Here is a 15236-nt window from a genome sequence, read left to right as displayed (position 1 = left end):
CTGCTTCATAAGGATTTGGTTGTGGGATATTGGGTTGCGAGGCGTATGGATAATTTGGATAAGACATATGCGGTGTAGGTTGATAAGGCGTATAATACTCAGGATAATAACTATATGGGTTCATCTTGCAGCTCTCCTTTTGATATCTAGGTAAATTCCTTATACAGTATGCAGAGATGGGCATAGTGATTGGGTAAACGTCTAAATGAGGAGGAAAAGCGAGAGAAAGAGCGTATTTAATTAAAATTTGCAGAAATGTAAAGAATCGTATATCGTTAAAATTGTAGAAAGAAATGAAACTTCATATTGTTACATCCGTATAATGAAGTAAGTATATATTTCGGTGATGGAAGTTTCACTTTACCCCACACTTAACGGGCAGTAAGACCTCCACCTCCAAATTATGAGGTGGAGGTCAACTGCCCGTAAAGGTCCGATTGGTTCAACTAACCCTCAGTGGGGATAAATCCTCCCACCGAGGGAAGTTTCACTTTATATGTCAGGAGTGTCCTTATAATGAACAGATTTTTAGCTGTTTTCATTCAATTATTGATCGCACTGCCGGGCGCGTTTCTTGTGTGGCTTGCGAGTTTCTTTGCTTTTGATTTAACTTCTATGTTATCGACAGTCGCTGCAATGGCTGGAGGAGCTATTTTGTATGGAGCTACGTCTTTCTTTTTACAACAGCGTTTTGTAAGAAAGCACGGTTTAACACGCAAAGAATATCAATATATAAGAAGAAATTTAACTGAGGCAAAAGAAAAAATATCTCGTATTAATAAAACGCTTTTAACCATTCGCCATATCTCTTCCTTGAAACAAAGAATTGAGCTCATGCGTTTACTAAAAAGAATATATAGCTTAACAAAACATGAACCGAAGCGATTTTATAAGGGGGAGCCGTTTTATTTTTCACATTTAGACTCGATCGTTGAGTTATCTGAGAAATATGCGTTTTTATCACGGCAGCTTAGTAAAAGTAAAGAATTAAATCAATCTTTAGTCGAAACACGTCAGACGCTTGATGAGCTGACAAAAACGGTGGAGAAAGATTTATATCATATGCTTGCTGAAGATATTGAGGATTTGCATTTTGAATTAGACGTGGCCAAGCAATCGATTAATAGGAAGAAGGAATTAGAATTACCTGATGAAAGTAGGAGATCTAAATGAGTGAAAGTAATCTTTCTAAAAAGGACAATTTACTAGATGACTTATTGGCGGATCCATTTGGAGAGCAAAAGGTCATTATGGAAAGTCCGGCAGCAGAGTCCAAACCTGTTAAACTGATTGATGTAATTCCAGAAGAGAATCGGGCAAAAGCTTATCAGTTAGCTGAACAAATTAATCCTAAAGACCATCAGGCGATGATTTCATATGGAACACCCGCTCAAGCGAAACTGTTAACCTTTTCACATTCCATGCTGGATCATGTTCAAAAGAAAGATATTGGCGAGGTTGGCGAAATTATCAGTGATTTAATGAAGAAACTCAATGAAGTGAGCCCTGATGAATTAAAGCCAGAGAAGCAATCGTTTTTCGGGAAATTATTTGGTAAGGTTTCAGGATCCGTTCAAGAGATGCTGTCTAAGTATCAAAAAACCGGTGCACAAATTGATCGAATTAGCGTTAAGCTTGATCGAAGTAAAAATGTCTTATTATCGGATATTGCTATTTTAGAAAAATTATATGAAGCGAATAAAGATTACTTTCATGCATTGAATGTATATATTGCTGCAGGTGAAATTAAGCTTGAAGAATTGTATAATAAGACCATTCCGGAGCTGAAACAATCGGCACAAATATCCAATGATCAAATGAAGTTTCAAGAAGTCAATGATATGATTCAATTTGCGGATCGGCTTGATAAACGTTTGCATGATTTAAAATTAAGTCGAGAAATTACGATTCAAAGTGCGCCTCAAATTCGCTTAATTCAGAATACTAATCAGGCATTAGTAGAGAAAATTCAATCGTCTATTATGACCGCTATTCCGTTGTGGAAAAATCAAGTAGCTATTGCGCTCACTCTTGTAAGACAGCGCCATGCACTTGAAGCTCAGAAGCAAGTTTCTAAAACAACGAATGACTTGCTTTTGAAAAATGCAGAACTATTAAAAACAAATACGATTGAAACAGCAAGAGAAAATGAAAGAGGTCTTGTCGATATTGAAACATTAAAGAAAACGCAGGCAAGTTTAATTTCTACGTTGGAAGAAACGCTGAAGATTCAAGAGGAAGGCCGTATGAAGCGTCGTCAAGCAGAGCACGAACTAGCTTCTATGGAAACAGAGTTAAAGCAAAAGCTGTTAGAGATTAGAGGAGAATAGATTGTTTATATGGTGAAAGCTTAGTCACGACTAGGCTTTTTTTGTGTCTAATTGAGCGGAAAAATTATCTGCAAAATAGTTCTTAGGAACGTGAAAATCCTAGCTTTTTCTAGTATAGTAATAATAGAGGGAGTGAGGGTATGTATTTAACAGTGAAAGAAACAGCAGAGTATATATCATTATCAGAATCACATATTAAAAGCTTAATTTTACAAAATAAAATACGGGCTGTTCATGATGGTGAACAGTATTTAATTTATAAAGACCAATTTAACACACATTTTGAACAATTGGAGACCTATAAAAAACAGGTTGCTGAGTATTTAAATGAACCTATTCCAGAAGATATTGATGTGAAGGATGAAGATTAGTATTTGTTGTAAAGCGGATATTTCTATACACTCTCAATATAGGGGATTTTTTTGATAACATTTGGACCATTATTTAGGCTCTAGAATGGTTATGAAGTGTGGCCACTAAAAGAAGAAGTAGAGATGGTTTTTCTAAATATTGTATGAAGGCTATAAGTAGTACAGTTGTCTTAATCTGTGTAAGATATATATAGTAGGAATGAATATGCCAAAATGAAGTTAGGGGATAGGTTAGTGGTCAAAGAATATTTACAAAGTAAAGGTTTTTCAAGACTGATTGCATTAGTCGTTGTTGTTATATTTTTAATTAGTATTGGAAGTATGCTTAATTTATTATTGTTTACTTTTATTTTCACGTTTCTTATGGGCAGGTTAGAGAGATTTATAACGGCTCAAGTAAATAAAGTAATTCGGATTAACTCTAAAGTAGTCATTGCATTTTTATATTCTATTGTACTGTCTTCTTTAGGTATTGTGTTATATAAATATTTACCGGTCATTACGATGCAATTAACGGAACTAGTGAAGCAAATTGTATTTTTCTTCCAAAATCCGCCTGATAGTCGCATCATCAGGTATATTATTTCATACATGAATGATGTAGAAACACCGCTTGATTTTCAAACGCAAGTGAACTTTGTTTATTTATATATTGCAGACCTTGGGAAGTTAACTCTCCAAATATTCCTTTCCATCTTATTGAGCCTGTTCTTCTTATTAGAAAAGGACAAAATTATTCGTTTTACCTCTAAATTTAAACGAGGAAAATTCAGTAGTTTCTTTTTAAATATCGAGCATTTTGGCAGAAAATTTGTGAATTCATTTGGGAAAGTAATCGAAGTCCAGTTTTTAATTGCGACAACAAACGCGGTCCTTTCTATTACTTTCTTATGGATAATGGGTTTCCCTCAGTTAATAGGACTCGGTATTATGATTTTCTTTTTAGGATTAATTCCGGTAGCAGGTGTGATTATTTCACTTATCCCACTTAGTATGATTGCCTATAGTATAGGCGGGATTTCAATGGTTATTGCTGTATTAATCATGATTGCTGTCATCCATGCTATAGAAAGTTATATTTTAAATCCGAAGTTTATGTCTGCTAAGACGAATTTACCAACATTTTTTACCTTTATCGTACTTATCTTTTCCGAACACTTCCTTGGTATTTGGGGGTTAATTATTGGGATTCCAATCTTTATCTTCCTATTAGATATGTTAGATATTCATGAGGATAATCATAAAGCAACTCGTTAAATAAAAACAGCAATCTCTAATTAAAGGGATTGCTGTTTTTATGTTCAGTTGGATAATATAGAACGAACCCTCTTCTGAAATCAGAAGAGGGCTCTGGGAACAAGTAAGGGGTAATTTATTTATTTAATGTATGAAGCACCGAGAAGCGATTCAGGGCTTTGTCCAAGCACCAACATGCTTATCTTGGCATATCCAATTGTTTCATAGTCAGCGAAAGTCTTTTGTAAAATATGGATATTTTGATCATCTTTTAATTTTTGTATTTCTTCTTTATATAGACTAATGACAGAGGGCATTACAAATTCAGGGGTAAATTCGCTTGCGTCCTCGTCCATAATCAAACAGCCCATATATTGATACTTAAATTGAAAAGCGCGTGTTAAGCCAACGACATGGAGTAATTTCTTAAATAACTCGGGGTAAGAATCTTTAATTTTCTCCAGTGCCTCTTCGGTTGTTTGCAACTCATCTACACTTGATAAAGTGACCATAATATCTCCTTTCGTACTATGAAAAAATAGGTTCCAATTTCACAATGCTTATATTCATAAACAGTCTACTCCTGCTTCTATAGAAAGTAAAATGGTTATAATTCATTATAACTATAGCTTTTATCTATGATTGAGGTTTGATGAATAGTCCATTCATGGATTTGAAAGGAAGATTAATCTGTATCTAGCTTTTGGTCGGTTAATACTTGTTTTGCAAAGCGCAGCCATTCTTTAGCTGCAAAGGATAGATGACGATTTTTACTCCAAATGACTCCTAGCTTCCACTTTATAGATGGGTTAATGACTTTTACAGAACAAACGTGACTTTGTAAGTGACTGCATAGACTTTCGGGTAATAGTGTAATCCCTAGCTTGCAGGCTACCATCTCCTCAAGAAAGTCCCAACGTGAACTCTCTGACATAACACGAGGAGTAAAGCCAGCTACCTCACAGGAGGAGACGACAAGGTCACGCAGTATGAATTCTTTATTAAAAAGAATAAAGTCTTCTTGAGCCAGAGCTCCTAAATCAACTTCTTCAGTTTGAGCTAGTGGGTGTTCCGGATGGAGGATTAATCGAATATCTTCTTCTAAAAATGCAAAAGAGTGAAAAAGTTCAGTATTAGTAGGGAAAGCAATTACACCGATATCAAGTAAATCATTTTCCACAGCCTCTTGTATTTTCTTCGAACCATCTTCTATTAATTGGAGTGTAATATTTGGATACTCCTCATGAAAGCGGCCGATAATTTTTGGGAAAAAGGAAGCATCGATAATTGGGGGTAATCCTAGTCGAATATGTCCTTTTTTCAAGCCCGACAGATATTCCATTTCTGTTTCTAAATTGCTAAATGCCTTATCAATTAATTTTGCTTGTTCGAGTACGACTCGTCCGGCATCGGTAAGTGTTAATTGTTTACGTGAGCGATCAAAAAGTTCCACACCTAACTCGGTTTCGAGGTTTTTAATCATTTTACTAATCGTAGGCTGAGTAATGTATAAATGTTCGGCGGCTTTAGTAAAGCTATTGAAGTGTGTTACTTGAATAAAGTATTGTAAATGTTTGATGTCCAATGCCGTCACCTGCTTTTCTTTAGGTCAATCATTTCTTATTGTACACATATCGTCATAGGAATGTAAATTTTTGAGTTGTAGAAAAGGGGGAGACTTCTAAATTAGGATCATGTCAGAAAATGAATTTGGATTTATATAGATATCTTTATGATTTACGAGAGGATAAAGGTCTTTCGTACCATGTTATATTTCCTAGATAATCTGGTGGATTTCTTTAAATACTGAAGGGAACAACCGATAAATACTATAAATAAGGTGCTAGTATAGAGGGTAGAAGCGGGGGAATAAGGTGAATAAGTTATTTAAAATTAGTTGGCATGCTTTTTTTGATGAAAATACGTTTTTAGAAGGGCGTAGTATAGTAGAGGCAGAAACGGATTATGAAGCAGCTAATAAGTTAATTTTTGAGAAAGCACATGAGTATCGTTTAAGGAGAACATGGATTAGGATTGATTCTTTAGTTGAATTAATTAGTTAAAGTTCAAAGCTTTCCAAGTAACGGAACTTGGGAAGTTTTTTGTTTTGCACAAGTAACTTAAAAATTTATTTCCCATAAAGGTACTTTAAAAAATTATCCACAAAAGAAATAAAGGGATACGAATGAATGGTAGAGTTTATCCACAATATCCACAAAGTTATCCATAATTTCCATAATTATGATGTTAATAAAATGGAGATTACAGTTCATTATTTATCTGTATTTTCAGAATATATCCACAATATTAACAGTTCTGTGGATAAACCTGTGTGTAAAAGTGAAGAGCGCTATTCTTTAATATTTCCCAGATTTTGTCCTTTAACACACTTTAACGAAGGCAAAAACGTAATGATCTGAGGAGCATGATTGTTCAGCTAAACGGAGAGGCTGACCCGAAAGCCATTTTTCGTGACTTTTGGGTCAGCCTCATATTGATTCTATGCAAGGCCTGAGGAAAGCAAGCCTTATATATTAGTTATTTCTTTTAGCGCGTTGATCAGCTGCATTTGCTCGTGCTTGTGCCTCTAAATCATCTGCATCTGCTAATTCTGCTGAGTATTCCACATCAATTCCATCACTTTGTAAGTTTTTTTCGAATTGTGATAGTCCTTGGTTGTTTTTATTCCGTTTAATAGGTTTATGGTTTTGTCCCATTGAAGTACCTCCTATCAGGATGATTAGATGTTAACGACGGGCTCTCTTATCAGTGAATCCGCCTGCACGATCTGCGCTTTTAAATTCACGTGAGTATAGTACGGCTTGTGTACTAGTTAAATTTGTTCTTAACTTTTCATGTTTTTTATTGGCCATTTAATCATCTCCTATTTTGGTAATATTTCTATTTTTTCCTTAAATGAACTAAACATACATCAGGAATTTTTTTCTTTTGACTTTATCCCACACTTAACGGGCAGTAAGAACCCCACCTCAACCTTATGAGGAACCAAAGAAGGTAGGTGGGGGATGAAGGAAAACCCCCACTGATGGAAGTTTCACTTTATTATGTTAAAAGGTCAGTTAAGGCTTGTTTTAAAGTTGGGTAAGAAAATGAAAAATGATGATGCAATAATTTAGTTGGTTGTACACGTTGTCCTTCTAAAACAAGCATGCTCATTTCACCTAAAGCCAGTTTAAGGGCGAACGACGGTACAGGAAGCCAATGCGGACGATGGGTGATAGAACTAATCATTTGCCCGAATGGTTTCATTTGTGTTGGTTCTGGAGAGGTAAAATTGACGGGACCAGAGATTTTAGGGTGATTGATGCAAAAAAGAATTCCACGAATGACATCTTGGATATGAATCCATGAGAGCCATTGAGTTCCGCGTCCCATTGTGCCGCCGGCCATTAGCTTGTACGGTAATACCATCATTGGCAGTGCTCCACCTTGTTGATCGAGAATTAAACCGAACCGAGCTAGGACAACTCGATTGCTGTATGCCTTAGAGCGAAGTGCTTCGTGTTCCCACAACTTCACCGTTTGTGCTAGAAAGTCCTCCCCAATAGATTCTGTTGTTTCAGAGAAGGTTAATTGATCCGACACTCCATATACACCAATTGCACTCGCGTTAATAACAACAGAAGGTTTATGTGTACAGGCAGCCAGAATCCGATTCATTTCTTTTGTGGCGGTCAGGCGGCTTTCTGTAATTTTCTGCTTGCGCTTGGTTGTCCAACGTCCGCTGTTTAAAGATTCGCCAGCTAAATTAATAAATACATCCAGATTGTTCAATGCATTTTCGGGGCGGGCTCCCTCATAAAGCCAGCCAATATAGTGAACCTGACTTTGATTGTGATATTTTTCAGGATGCCTAGTGAGGATAAACACAGTGTGATGTGCTTTTATTAATTCATCCACGAGGGCAGTTCCAACAAAGCCTGTTCCACCTGCAATGGCAATATTCATGGAAAACACTTCCTTTTAAGAGGATTTGAGCTAACCTTATCATGGAATGGCAGCCTTTTGAAAGAGAAAGCGACGATTGAATGTGGTAAAGTAAAAAGGAGGTGTGTATGATGCCAACAATTACGAAAATAACCACTCAAACAAAGCGAACGGATCGCTATAATATCTTTATAGATGAAAAGTATTCGTTTAGTGTTGATGAGGATGTTCTGTTAAAATTCCAATTAAAAAAAGGAAAAGAAATTGATGCGTTATTATTAAGTCAAATTCAATTTCATGATAATATTCAAAAATCGTTTACAGATGCTTTAGGATATTTATCGTACCGCATGCGCTCTGAAGCGGAGATCCGTTTATATTTAAAGCAGAAAGGAATTGAAGAGCCAATTATTCATGAAACGATTCATAGGCTCTATCAATATAATTATTTAAATGATTTAGACTTTGCTAAAGCTTATGTACGAACGCATGTGAATGGCGGCAATAAAGGACCGGTTGTGCTTCAGCGTGAGTTAAAGGAAAAGGGGATTAGTGATCTATTGATTCAACAAGCGCTTCTGGAATATCCCTTTGATGTGCAAATTGATCATGCTAAGCATTTAGCTAATAAATCAATCAAAAAGGAAAAAGCTATTTCAGAACGGGCTTTACAACAAAAGCTTGAGCATATGTTAAGCCGTAAAGGGTTTTCGCGCGATGTGATTGTCATTGCCCTGGAAGGCGTAACGATTGAAAAGGATGAGCAAGAAGAGTGGGATTCTTTATGCTATCAGGCGGAAAAAATCATTCGTCGCTATCGCGCTTATGAAGGTTTTTTATTTCAACAAAAAGTTAAGCAAGCCTTATTTCGCAAAGGGTTTTCACTTGAATTAATTGAGCGTTATTTAAACGAATTAGAAGGCGAGTAAAAATAGCCAAACGTTCATTTTTTCGTTAATATGGAATGGAACGAATTCAATAATTAAGGGGTCATATAGATGAATGATGTAAGATACAGCTTGATGTCACCATATGAATTGCAGCAAGAAATTGCAACATTGACTGAAAAGGCTCGAAAAGCAGAGCAGTTAGGCATGGAAAATGAGTATGCCGTATTAGAAAGAAAAGCAACTATGGCAAAAGCCTATTTATTAAATCCAGATGATTTTAAACCGGGGGAAATTTATCAAATTGAAGGAGACCCTGGTGTTTATTTTAAAATTGATTATATGAACGGTGTTTTTGCATGGGGATATCGCTTAGGTGGTCATGGGAAAGAAGAGGCGTTGCCTATTTCGATGTTAAAATAAGGGAGAGGCTGACTCAAGCGTAAAGGAGTCAGCCTATATTGATTAAGATTGTCTTCTTGTCATTGCTTGGAGAATAACGTTTTTTTGAGTTTCTTTTGTCTCGCCGTTAATTTGTCTCCATGTATGTTTAGGGCTTTGATGTGGATTTTGAAATTTTCCTAAAAATCGCTTGTTTGCCATGCTGTTCATCACTCCCCATATTTAAGTATTTCGCTTGTTAGATGCTCTCATACGTTCCTGCGGATGAGTGTTGATGGATCCATCAGCACGTTTGGAAGAAAACTCAGGTTTAGCCCGAGGTTCGCCTTGGAATTTATCGCTGTTTTGATTTGGAAAACCGTTTTCTTTATTTCGCAATCATGTTCCCTCCAGATCGTTAAAAGTGAAAAACGCGTTTCCGCGTACTACTAGTATGAGTCATGATTCGTGGAGAAATGTCGCAAAAATATTGGTAACGAGGTGATATTAATGAATGATTACCATGAAAGGCTAACGAAGAAGCTGTTAGAAAAAAATATGCAAATGTCTCATGAACAAGCGTTAACGTGGGTTGAATTATTATGGGAAGATTTTGAATCCACCTATGCTAAGGCAGGGCATGAATATGCTGGAAAAGAGATGACGTTTCGAGTGGTAAATACTTGGATTGATCAGTATGGTGAAAAGTTTCATGAGTTTGTTGCTCAAAACCCTAAATATCAACATTTGTTACGAAATTCGGATCAACTTCATTAAAAAGCTGAAGGCACGGAATTACTGGTGCCTTCAGCTTTTTTGAATCATTTTTGATAAACTATATTGTTCATCAAAAATGGCTCAAAAATCAACAGCATTCTATAACATAGTCTACTGGTTAAATGAGATGAACTTCAAATGCCCGATTAACCTGCTATAAGATAATGTTCAATTTCTTTTGCAGTTTGGCTTCGCTAAAAATCCAACCTGTATAGGAATTCAAAATATTTAAATTGTAATCGAGATGAACGATAGCAATGAAAGGATAGTAGCCGTTACTTCGATAACGCAAGTCAATAAAACGAACCGCGTAATAATGTTCCGTCTTTTCAATTTCCCAACGATAAATAGGGGAGAAAGAAAGGAAGGCAGCTAAATTTACATCATGTTTTGCTGCTTCTAATACCGCACTATCTGGCAGCGGGATTCGGTCAAATGTATCAAGAATCGTCACGTGCCCATTTTCGGCACGAGCGACATGGAATTTTTTATTGGTCATCACGGCAATCTTCCAACGTCGAAATCGCATAGTAGGCGATAACACGATTTTTGTAGCATTCGGAATTTGTCGACGAACGGCTCTTTTGACTAAAGTCCGTTCTCTAAAACGGGTGATATAATACAAAACAATAATGCCATACATGGTGAGAAATAGACTTCCTGGAGGGAGATGGAAGCCCCATAAAATTAACCCCACTACATGAATGCCAAAGATAAAGGGATCAAACGTATTAATGACGCCAAGAGCAACCCACCTTTTGGAAATCGGTCTAAGTGCTTGTGTACCATAGGCATTAAAAATATCGACAAAAACATGAAGAAAAACAGCTAGAAATGTCCAAAGCCATAAATGAAGAAAGTTGGCTTGAGGCAGGAAGGCAAAGATGACAGCGCTAATCACAATTGGCCATAGCAAAACGGCAGGGATTGAATGAGTAATTCCACGATGATTTCTTATGTAGACTGCATTATTGCGTAATTTAAGAATTGTATCAAGATCAGGAGCTTGGGAGCCTAAAATCGTACCTACAAGCACTGCTTGAGCGGTAATCGAACCTTCTATTACAACTGGATCTAGAGTTGCGAGCCCTCCAAGTGCAATTCCCATAACAAAGTGAGTGCCGGTATCCAAACGTGAGACCTCCTTAAGCCTTAGATAGTATCATCATAACTTATTTTTGTTCATCCACCAAACGAATATAGTTTAACTTCTATCCAATTATTGGATTTTTGTTTATCCTGCATCAAATAACGGGCTTATAGTACAATGAAAGGAGCGTTTTTATACTATATATATGCCCAATTTTTTAAAAGGGTTTAACATCTGTGGAGGAAAGAAAGTGAACGATAAACTTGAACAATCTTTATTAAATATAGACAAAGAATCATTTCAGAATGATTTAATTGATTGGTTTGAAGCGGAGCAACGAAATCTTCCTTGGCGTGAAAATAAAGATCCTTATCGGGTTTGGGTATCGGAAATTATGTTGCAGCAGACGAGGGTTGATACGGTTATTCCATATTTTAACCGGTTTATCGAATGGTTTCCAACGTTAGACGATTTTGCTGAAGCCGATGAAGAAAAAATTTTAAAAGCGTGGGAAGGACTTGGGTATTACTCACGTGTTCGAAATTTGCATAGTGCTGTGAAAGAGGTGAAAGAAACATATAACAGTGTTGTTCCGGATAGCCCGGAGGAAATTTCTAAGTTAAAAGGTGTCGGTCCTTATACGGCAGGAGCGATTTTAAGCATTGCATATGGAAAACCGGAGCCAGCTGTTGATGGAAATGTAATGAGGGTGTTATCTCGTATTTTAATTATTGATGAAGATATTGCAAAACCGAAGACACGCAAAACCTTTGAGACAGCCGTACGGGCTTTAATCTCCCATGAAGACCCTTCAGCCTTTAATCAAGCTTTAATGGAGCTAGGAGCTCTTATTTGTACGCCAGGAAAACCAGCTTGCTTACTCTGCCCTGTTCAAAAACATTGTCAAGCTTTTGCTGCTGGTATTCAGACGGAATTACCAGTTAAAATTCAAAAGAAAAAAACACGGGATGTACCAATTGTAGCTGCCGTTTTGAAGAATGAACGGGATGAGTTTTTAATTCATAAACGTTCTTCAGAAGGTCTTCTTGCTAACTTATGGGAATTTCCGAATTATGAAATGCATACGTCGATTCAGCCAAAACGTGCTTTTTTTGAAGCAAGCTTTTTAGAAAGTTATAGAACGGACGTGAAACTATCTGATTCGTTTACTACGCTGGACCATGTCTTTTCTCATTTAGTTTGGAGAATAGACGCTTATAGAGGGAGCCTCTTAACGGATATTGAAGAAAGTGTGATGAAAGAACAGAATTTAAAATGGGTGAGTAAGGAAGAGCTAGAGCAATATGCTTTTCCTGTTTCTCATCAAAAAATATGGAAGTCCTATCAACAAACCTATGTGATGGATTAGGCAAGCTGCTCCTAACCTTTATAATAAAAAGCTAGCGTATGTGGTTGGACACATACGCTAGAGGGAGTTAATCGAATTTTACTTCGGTACCGTGAGTATAGTCTGCCTCTTGTCGATGCAGTCCTCCTCGGTTTTCAATTTCCTCGATAATTTCTCGATGAATAGTCTGTCCTTCTTGATTTAAATAAGGTACCATTTGTTGAAGAGAGTGATGGAAATAAGCGAGTTCATCTTGATTCCATTTTGATTTTGGTAACATGGATAACTCGGTCATATCACGACCTACATACATTGAAAAACACTCCTTTTTTGCTTATTCTCTTTAAAAAATAAACTTTTATACTTGGAAAGGCGGAATAAACAAATGACACAAAAAGTTGCACTTGTAACAGGAAGTAGTAAAGGATTAGGAAGAAGTACGGCATTAAAATTGGCTGAGGCAGGATATGACCTTGTCATTAATTATGCACGCAGTAAAACAAAAGCAATGGAAGTAGCCGCTGAAATTGAAGCGATGGGGCGCAGAGCACTCGTTATCAAAGCGAATGTGGGCGATATTGAAAAAGTGAAAAAAATGTTTGCTGAAATTGAAGAATATTATGGTCGATTAGATGTGTTCGTTAGCAATGCCGCTTCCGGTGTTCAGCGTCCTTTAATGGAGTTAGAAGAATCGCACTGGAATTGGACCATGGATATTAATTCGAAAGCTCTTCTGTTTTGTGCTCAAGAAGCAGCTAAACTAATGGAGCGAAATGGCGGCGGGAAAATCGTGAGTATTAGTTCGCTTGGTTCGATTCGTTATTTAGAGAATTATACAGTTGTAGGCGTTTCAAAAGCAGCATTAGAAGCATTGACACGTTATTTAGCGGTGGAGTTAGCTCCAAAAAACATTTGTGTAAATGCAGTTTCTGGTGGAGCTATTGATACAGATGCATTGAAGCATTTCCCAAACCGAGAGCAGCTGCTTAAAGAAGCAGCCGAAGAAACACCGGCAGGCCGCATGGTGGAAGTGGATGATATGGTCAATACGATTATGTTTTTAATTTCTGACGGTGCAAGCATGATTCGTGGTCAAACGATTATTGTTGACGGCGGTATTTCATTACTTGTTTAATTTTTTCTTTTTTCTAGAATAGTCTTCGCGATGATGGTTATCTTATTATCGTGGAGGTGATTTCAATGGCTAAAAAAACACAAACAGGTACAAATGTTGCTAAAGTGAAACAACAAAATGCTTCAGCAGGACAGTTTGGTACGGAATTTGCAAGTGAAACAAATGCTCAAGAGGTAAGACAACAAAACCAACAATCTCAACAAGGTGCTGGAGCAAGACAAAACGCTTCAGCAGGACAGTTTGGTACGGAATTCGCAAGTGAAACAAGTGCTCAAGAAGTAAGACAACAAAACCAACAGTCTCAAAGCAGAGCAAAACGCTAACCAAACAGCGCAAAAAGCATCCTTCTAGTAGAAGGGTGCTTTGTTTATGTTGCATGATTCTTTTTCGACAAAAGTTCTGTTTGCTTTACAAAATTTATTGAAGGTAATTTACAAAAAATAAAGAATATACATAATAAAGAAAATAAAGGTAAGGTAGGTGCATAAAATGGAGGAATTCGACCGTTTGATTGGTGTGCAGTTACAAACAATGGACAAGCTTTTATTTTTGCAATCAGAAATTGAGCGCTGTCAAGAGATTGAAAGACAGCTTCGGGTATTGCAAGAACTAGGTGCCGTTTCTATTCAAGAAGAAATAGAACAGAAGAAGAGCGAACTGGCAGAAATTCAAAAAGTATTTGAAAAGCAAACGGAAGAAGTCATCCGTCATTTTCAATTAGAACAAGCGGCATTGTAATAAAAGTTTAGATAAAGTGAAATGTCCACTCAGGGAGGGTACCTTCATCCCTGCTGATGGTTCATTGAAATAATCAAATCTTTACGGGCAGCTTCCCTACCTATCTTCCTTTTTTTTAAGGGTCCGGCTGCCCATTAAGTGTGAGATGAAAATTTGGATAAAAGAGGCTAATTTATAGGTAAAGGGAGCTGTAGAAGGTCACAATATTTCGACTTTTTACACTTATTTACTAATAGATTGGTCTCTTTTGTTTTAAATTTATCAATAAATCGTTATAATAAAGGAATATAAGAAAAATGGAAAAGTTTAAATATATTGAACACATGAATCGTTTTAGGAATCAGGCACAGTAATGTGAAATAGGGTGCCTATAGAAAGTAGGGAGAGAAACCATGGGGATTGTTCCTACCGAGGGAGGGAAAATCCAAATCCAAAGTTATAAGCATAACGGACATATCCACCGAATCTGGGAAGAAACAACAGTTTTAAAAGGAACGCAAAATTTAGTCATTGCAGCTAATGATCGCACGATGGTAACAGAATCTGATGGAAGAACGTGGATTACTAGAGAACCGGCTATCTGTTATTTTCACTCTAAATACTGGTTTAATGTAATTGGAATGTTAAGAGAAGATGGTGTGTATTATTATTGCAATATCAGTTCTCCATTTACGTATGATGAGGAAGCGCTGAAATATATTGATTATGATTTAGACATAAAAGTATTCCCGGATATGACGTTTAATTTATTGGATGAGGATGAGTACGAAAGACATCGAAAACTGATGAGTTATCCAGATGCAATTGATAACATTTTAAAGAGAAACGTTGATTATCTGATTTATATGATACGTCAACGAAAAGGGCCGTTTTCGGCAGAGTTTATTGACACATGGTATGAACGTTATTTAACATATCGTTAATGAGGGGGAAACCTGTTGGATTATCAACAGGCTTTTTCTTTGGCTACACGTATTGTAAAGACTTAAATAATA

At 36.7% G+C, this 15236-nt stretch carries 22 protein-coding genes; 13 read left to right on the top strand and 9 right to left on the bottom strand.

From position 1 onward, the window contains the following. Positions 1–516: 516 nt before the first annotated feature. The 4 genes from ACE199_RS11475 (at position 517) to ACE199_RS11460 (ending at position 3958) form a co-directional block, all read left to right on the top strand. Positions 517–1173, top strand: a complete 657-nt coding sequence (locus ACE199_RS11475) for a 5-bromo-4-chloroindolyl phosphate hydrolysis family protein (protein WP_252292949.1) — start codon at positions 517–519, stop codon at positions 1171–1173. Next, positions 1170–2330, top strand: a complete 1161-nt coding sequence (locus ACE199_RS11470; protein WP_375349897.1) for a toxic anion resistance protein — start codon at positions 1170–1172, stop codon at positions 2328–2330. Before ACE199_RS11475 ends, ACE199_RS11470 begins: the two co-directional genes overlap by 4 nt. Positions 2331–2470: 140 nt before the next feature. Next, positions 2471–2701: an excisionase family DNA-binding protein gene (locus ACE199_RS11465; RefSeq protein ID WP_119118837.1), complete on the top strand. Its 231-nt coding sequence runs from the start codon at positions 2471–2473 to the stop codon at positions 2699–2701. A 213-nt stretch (positions 2702–2914) separates the two neighbouring features. Beyond that, positions 2915–3958: an AI-2E family transporter gene (locus ACE199_RS11460; protein WP_375349896.1), complete on the top strand. Its 1044-nt coding sequence runs from the start codon at positions 2915–2917 to the stop codon at positions 3956–3958. 119 nt (positions 3959–4077) lie between these two features. On the opposite strand, the gene ACE199_RS11455 is transcribed toward ACE199_RS11460, so the two are convergent. Both ACE199_RS11455 and cidR read right to left on the bottom strand, forming a co-directional pair. Beyond that, positions 4078–4449 carry a hypothetical protein gene (locus ACE199_RS11455; protein ID WP_252288971.1) on the bottom strand — a complete coding sequence of 124 codons (372 nt, stop codon included), beginning with the start codon at positions 4447–4449 and terminating at the stop codon, positions 4078–4080. A gap of 173 nt (positions 4450–4622) precedes the next feature. After that, positions 4623–5522 (bottom strand): cidABC operon transcriptional activator CidR, encoded by a 900-nt coding sequence (gene cidR, locus ACE199_RS11450; protein ID WP_252288972.1) that lies wholly within the window; start codon positions 5520–5522, stop codon positions 4623–4625. 289 nt (positions 5523–5811) lie between these two features. Here cidR and ACE199_RS11445 point away from each other — a divergent pair, with 289 nt between their 5' ends. Beyond that, a complete protein-coding gene (locus tag ACE199_RS11445; RefSeq protein WP_375349894.1) occupies positions 5812–6000 on the top strand; it encodes a hypothetical protein in 189 nt (62 codons plus the stop codon). Between the two features lie 471 nt (positions 6001–6471). Here ACE199_RS11445 and ACE199_RS11440 read toward each other — a convergent pair whose 3' ends face one another. The 3 genes from ACE199_RS11440 to ACE199_RS11430 form a co-directional block, all read right to left on the bottom strand. Continuing rightward, positions 6472–6654 (bottom strand): YfhD family protein, encoded by a 183-nt coding sequence (locus ACE199_RS11440; RefSeq protein ID WP_252288974.1) that lies wholly within the window; start codon positions 6652–6654, stop codon positions 6472–6474. Between the two features lie 30 nt (positions 6655–6684). Then, complete coding sequence (locus ACE199_RS11435; protein WP_127759076.1) at positions 6685–6810, bottom strand: YfhE family protein; 126 nt, start codon at positions 6808–6810, stop codon at positions 6685–6687. 190 nt (positions 6811–7000) lie between these two features. Further along, positions 7001–7906 carry a TIGR01777 family oxidoreductase gene (locus tag ACE199_RS11430; RefSeq protein WP_375349893.1) on the bottom strand — a complete coding sequence of 302 codons (906 nt, stop codon included), beginning with the start codon at positions 7904–7906 and terminating at the stop codon, positions 7001–7003. A 110-nt stretch (positions 7907–8016) separates the two neighbouring features. Between ACE199_RS11430 and recX the strand changes: the two genes are divergently transcribed. Further along, complete coding sequence (gene recX / locus ACE199_RS11425) at positions 8017–8814, top strand: recombination regulator RecX (RefSeq protein ID WP_375350047.1); 798 nt, start codon at positions 8017–8019, stop codon at positions 8812–8814. 69 nt (positions 8815–8883) lie between these two features. Beyond that, complete coding sequence (locus ACE199_RS11420) at positions 8884–9195, top strand: YfhH family protein (RefSeq protein WP_127759078.1); 312 nt, start codon at positions 8884–8886, stop codon at positions 9193–9195. Positions 9196–9237: 42 nt separating this feature from the next. Here the strand turns inward: ACE199_RS11420 and ACE199_RS11415 are convergent, their stop codons facing one another. Both ACE199_RS11415 and ACE199_RS11410 read right to left on the bottom strand, forming a co-directional pair. Continuing rightward, positions 9238–9375 carry a YpzG family protein gene (locus ACE199_RS11415; protein WP_375349890.1) on the bottom strand — a complete coding sequence of 46 codons (138 nt, stop codon included), beginning with the start codon at positions 9373–9375 and terminating at the stop codon, positions 9238–9240. Positions 9376–9396: 21 nt separating this feature from the next. Next, the gene (locus tag ACE199_RS11410; RefSeq protein WP_127759080.1) at positions 9397–9552 is read right to left on the bottom strand and encodes a small, acid-soluble spore protein K; all 156 of its coding nucleotides are present in this window, start codon (positions 9550–9552) and stop codon (positions 9397–9399) included. Between the two features lie 111 nt (positions 9553–9663). Here ACE199_RS11410 and ACE199_RS11405 point away from each other — a divergent pair, with 111 nt between their 5' ends. Beyond that, positions 9664–9930: a YfhJ family protein gene (locus tag ACE199_RS11405; RefSeq protein WP_375349888.1), complete on the top strand. Its 267-nt coding sequence runs from the start codon at positions 9664–9666 to the stop codon at positions 9928–9930. Positions 9931–10084: 154 nt separating this feature from the next. On the opposite strand, the gene ACE199_RS11400 is transcribed toward ACE199_RS11405, so the two are convergent. Then, on the bottom strand, positions 10085–11062 hold the full coding sequence (locus ACE199_RS11400) for a metal-dependent hydrolase (protein WP_375349887.1): 978 nt from the start codon (positions 11060–11062) through the stop codon (positions 10085–10087). Between the two features lie 208 nt (positions 11063–11270). Between ACE199_RS11400 and mutY the strand changes: the two genes are divergently transcribed. Continuing rightward, entirely contained in the window at positions 11271–12389 is a 1119-nt protein-coding gene (mutY, locus tag ACE199_RS11395; protein ID WP_375349885.1) for an A/G-specific adenine glycosylase, read from the top strand. Between the two features lie 67 nt (positions 12390–12456). On the opposite strand, the gene ACE199_RS11390 is transcribed toward mutY, so the two are convergent. Further along, the gene (locus ACE199_RS11390; RefSeq protein ID WP_119118824.1) at positions 12457–12681 is read right to left on the bottom strand and encodes a hypothetical protein; all 225 of its coding nucleotides are present in this window, start codon (positions 12679–12681) and stop codon (positions 12457–12459) included. A gap of 72 nt (positions 12682–12753) precedes the next feature. Between ACE199_RS11390 and fabL the strand changes: the two genes are divergently transcribed. The 4 genes from fabL to ntdP all read left to right on the top strand — a co-directional run bounded on the left by fabL (position 12754) and on the right by ntdP (position 15164). Continuing rightward, positions 12754–13503 (top strand): enoyl-[acyl-carrier-protein] reductase FabL, encoded by a 750-nt coding sequence (gene fabL / locus ACE199_RS11385; RefSeq protein ID WP_127759085.1) that lies wholly within the window; start codon positions 12754–12756, stop codon positions 13501–13503. Between the two features lie 65 nt (positions 13504–13568). Then, positions 13569–13826, top strand: coding sequence for a gamma-type small acid-soluble spore protein (locus tag ACE199_RS11380; RefSeq protein ID WP_375349883.1), 258 nt, complete (start codon positions 13569–13571; stop codon positions 13824–13826). Between the two features lie 166 nt (positions 13827–13992). Next, positions 13993–14241, top strand: coding sequence for a YgaB family protein (locus ACE199_RS11375; protein WP_127759087.1), 249 nt, complete (start codon positions 13993–13995; stop codon positions 14239–14241). A 392-nt stretch (positions 14242–14633) separates the two neighbouring features. Further along, complete coding sequence (ntdP, locus tag ACE199_RS11370; RefSeq protein ID WP_252292972.1) at positions 14634–15164, top strand: nucleoside tri-diphosphate phosphatase; 531 nt, start codon at positions 14634–14636, stop codon at positions 15162–15164. Positions 15165–15236 lie beyond the last annotated feature (72 nt).

It is taken from the genome of Peribacillus sp. Hz7, from assembly GCF_042136355.1.
GTDB lineage: Bacteria > Bacillota > Bacilli > Bacillales > DSM-1321 > Peribacillus > Peribacillus asahii_A.
The sequence above is the reverse complement of the archived record's forward strand: the minus strand, read 5'-3'. Positions and strand labels throughout refer to the sequence as shown.

Excerpts from the sequence above, each read along its gene's own strand:
- ACE199_RS11475 (WP_252292949.1), top strand. The coding sequence starts at position 517 with ATGAACAGATTTTTAGCTGTTTTCATTCAATTATTGATCGCACTGCCG.
- ACE199_RS11470 (WP_375349897.1), top strand. The coding sequence starts at position 1,170 with ATGAGTGAAAGTAATCTTTCTAAAAAGGACAATTTACTAGATGACTTA.
- ACE199_RS11465 (WP_119118837.1), top strand. The coding sequence starts at position 2,471 with ATGTATTTAACAGTGAAAGAAACAGCAGAGTATATATCATTATCAGAA.
- ACE199_RS11460 (WP_375349896.1), top strand. The coding sequence starts at position 2,915 with ATGAAGTTAGGGGATAGGTTAGTGGTCAAAGAATATTTACAAAGTAAA.
- ACE199_RS11455 (WP_252288971.1), bottom strand. The coding sequence starts at position 4,449 with ATGGTCACTTTATCAAGTGTAGATGAGTTGCAAACAACCGAAGAGGCA.
- ACE199_RS11440 (WP_252288974.1), bottom strand. The coding sequence starts at position 6,654 with ATGGGACAAAACCATAAACCTATTAAACGGAATAAAAACAACCAAGGA.
- ACE199_RS11435 (WP_127759076.1), bottom strand. The coding sequence starts at position 6,810 with ATGGCCAATAAAAAACATGAAAAGTTAAGAACAAATTTAACTAGTACA.
- ACE199_RS11430 (WP_375349893.1), bottom strand. The coding sequence starts at position 7,906 with ATGAATATTGCCATTGCAGGTGGAACAGGCTTTGTTGGAACTGCCCTC.
- recX (WP_375350047.1), top strand. The coding sequence starts at position 8,017 with ATGCCAACAATTACGAAAATAACCACTCAAACAAAGCGAACGGATCGC.
- ACE199_RS11420 (WP_127759078.1), top strand. The coding sequence starts at position 8,884 with ATGAATGATGTAAGATACAGCTTGATGTCACCATATGAATTGCAGCAA.
- ACE199_RS11415 (WP_375349890.1), bottom strand. The coding sequence starts at position 9,375 with ATGGCAAACAAGCGATTTTTAGGAAAATTTCAAAATCCACATCAAAGC.
- ACE199_RS11405 (WP_375349888.1), top strand. The coding sequence starts at position 9,664 with ATGAATGATTACCATGAAAGGCTAACGAAGAAGCTGTTAGAAAAAAAT.
- ACE199_RS11390 (WP_119118824.1), bottom strand. The coding sequence starts at position 12,681 with ATGTATGTAGGTCGTGATATGACCGAGTTATCCATGTTACCAAAATCA.
- fabL (WP_127759085.1), top strand. The coding sequence starts at position 12,754 with ATGACACAAAAAGTTGCACTTGTAACAGGAAGTAGTAAAGGATTAGGA.
- ACE199_RS11380 (WP_375349883.1), top strand. The coding sequence starts at position 13,569 with ATGGCTAAAAAAACACAAACAGGTACAAATGTTGCTAAAGTGAAACAA.
- ACE199_RS11375 (WP_127759087.1), top strand. The coding sequence starts at position 13,993 with ATGGAGGAATTCGACCGTTTGATTGGTGTGCAGTTACAAACAATGGAC.
- ntdP (WP_252292972.1), top strand. The coding sequence starts at position 14,634 with ATGGGGATTGTTCCTACCGAGGGAGGGAAAATCCAAATCCAAAGTTAT.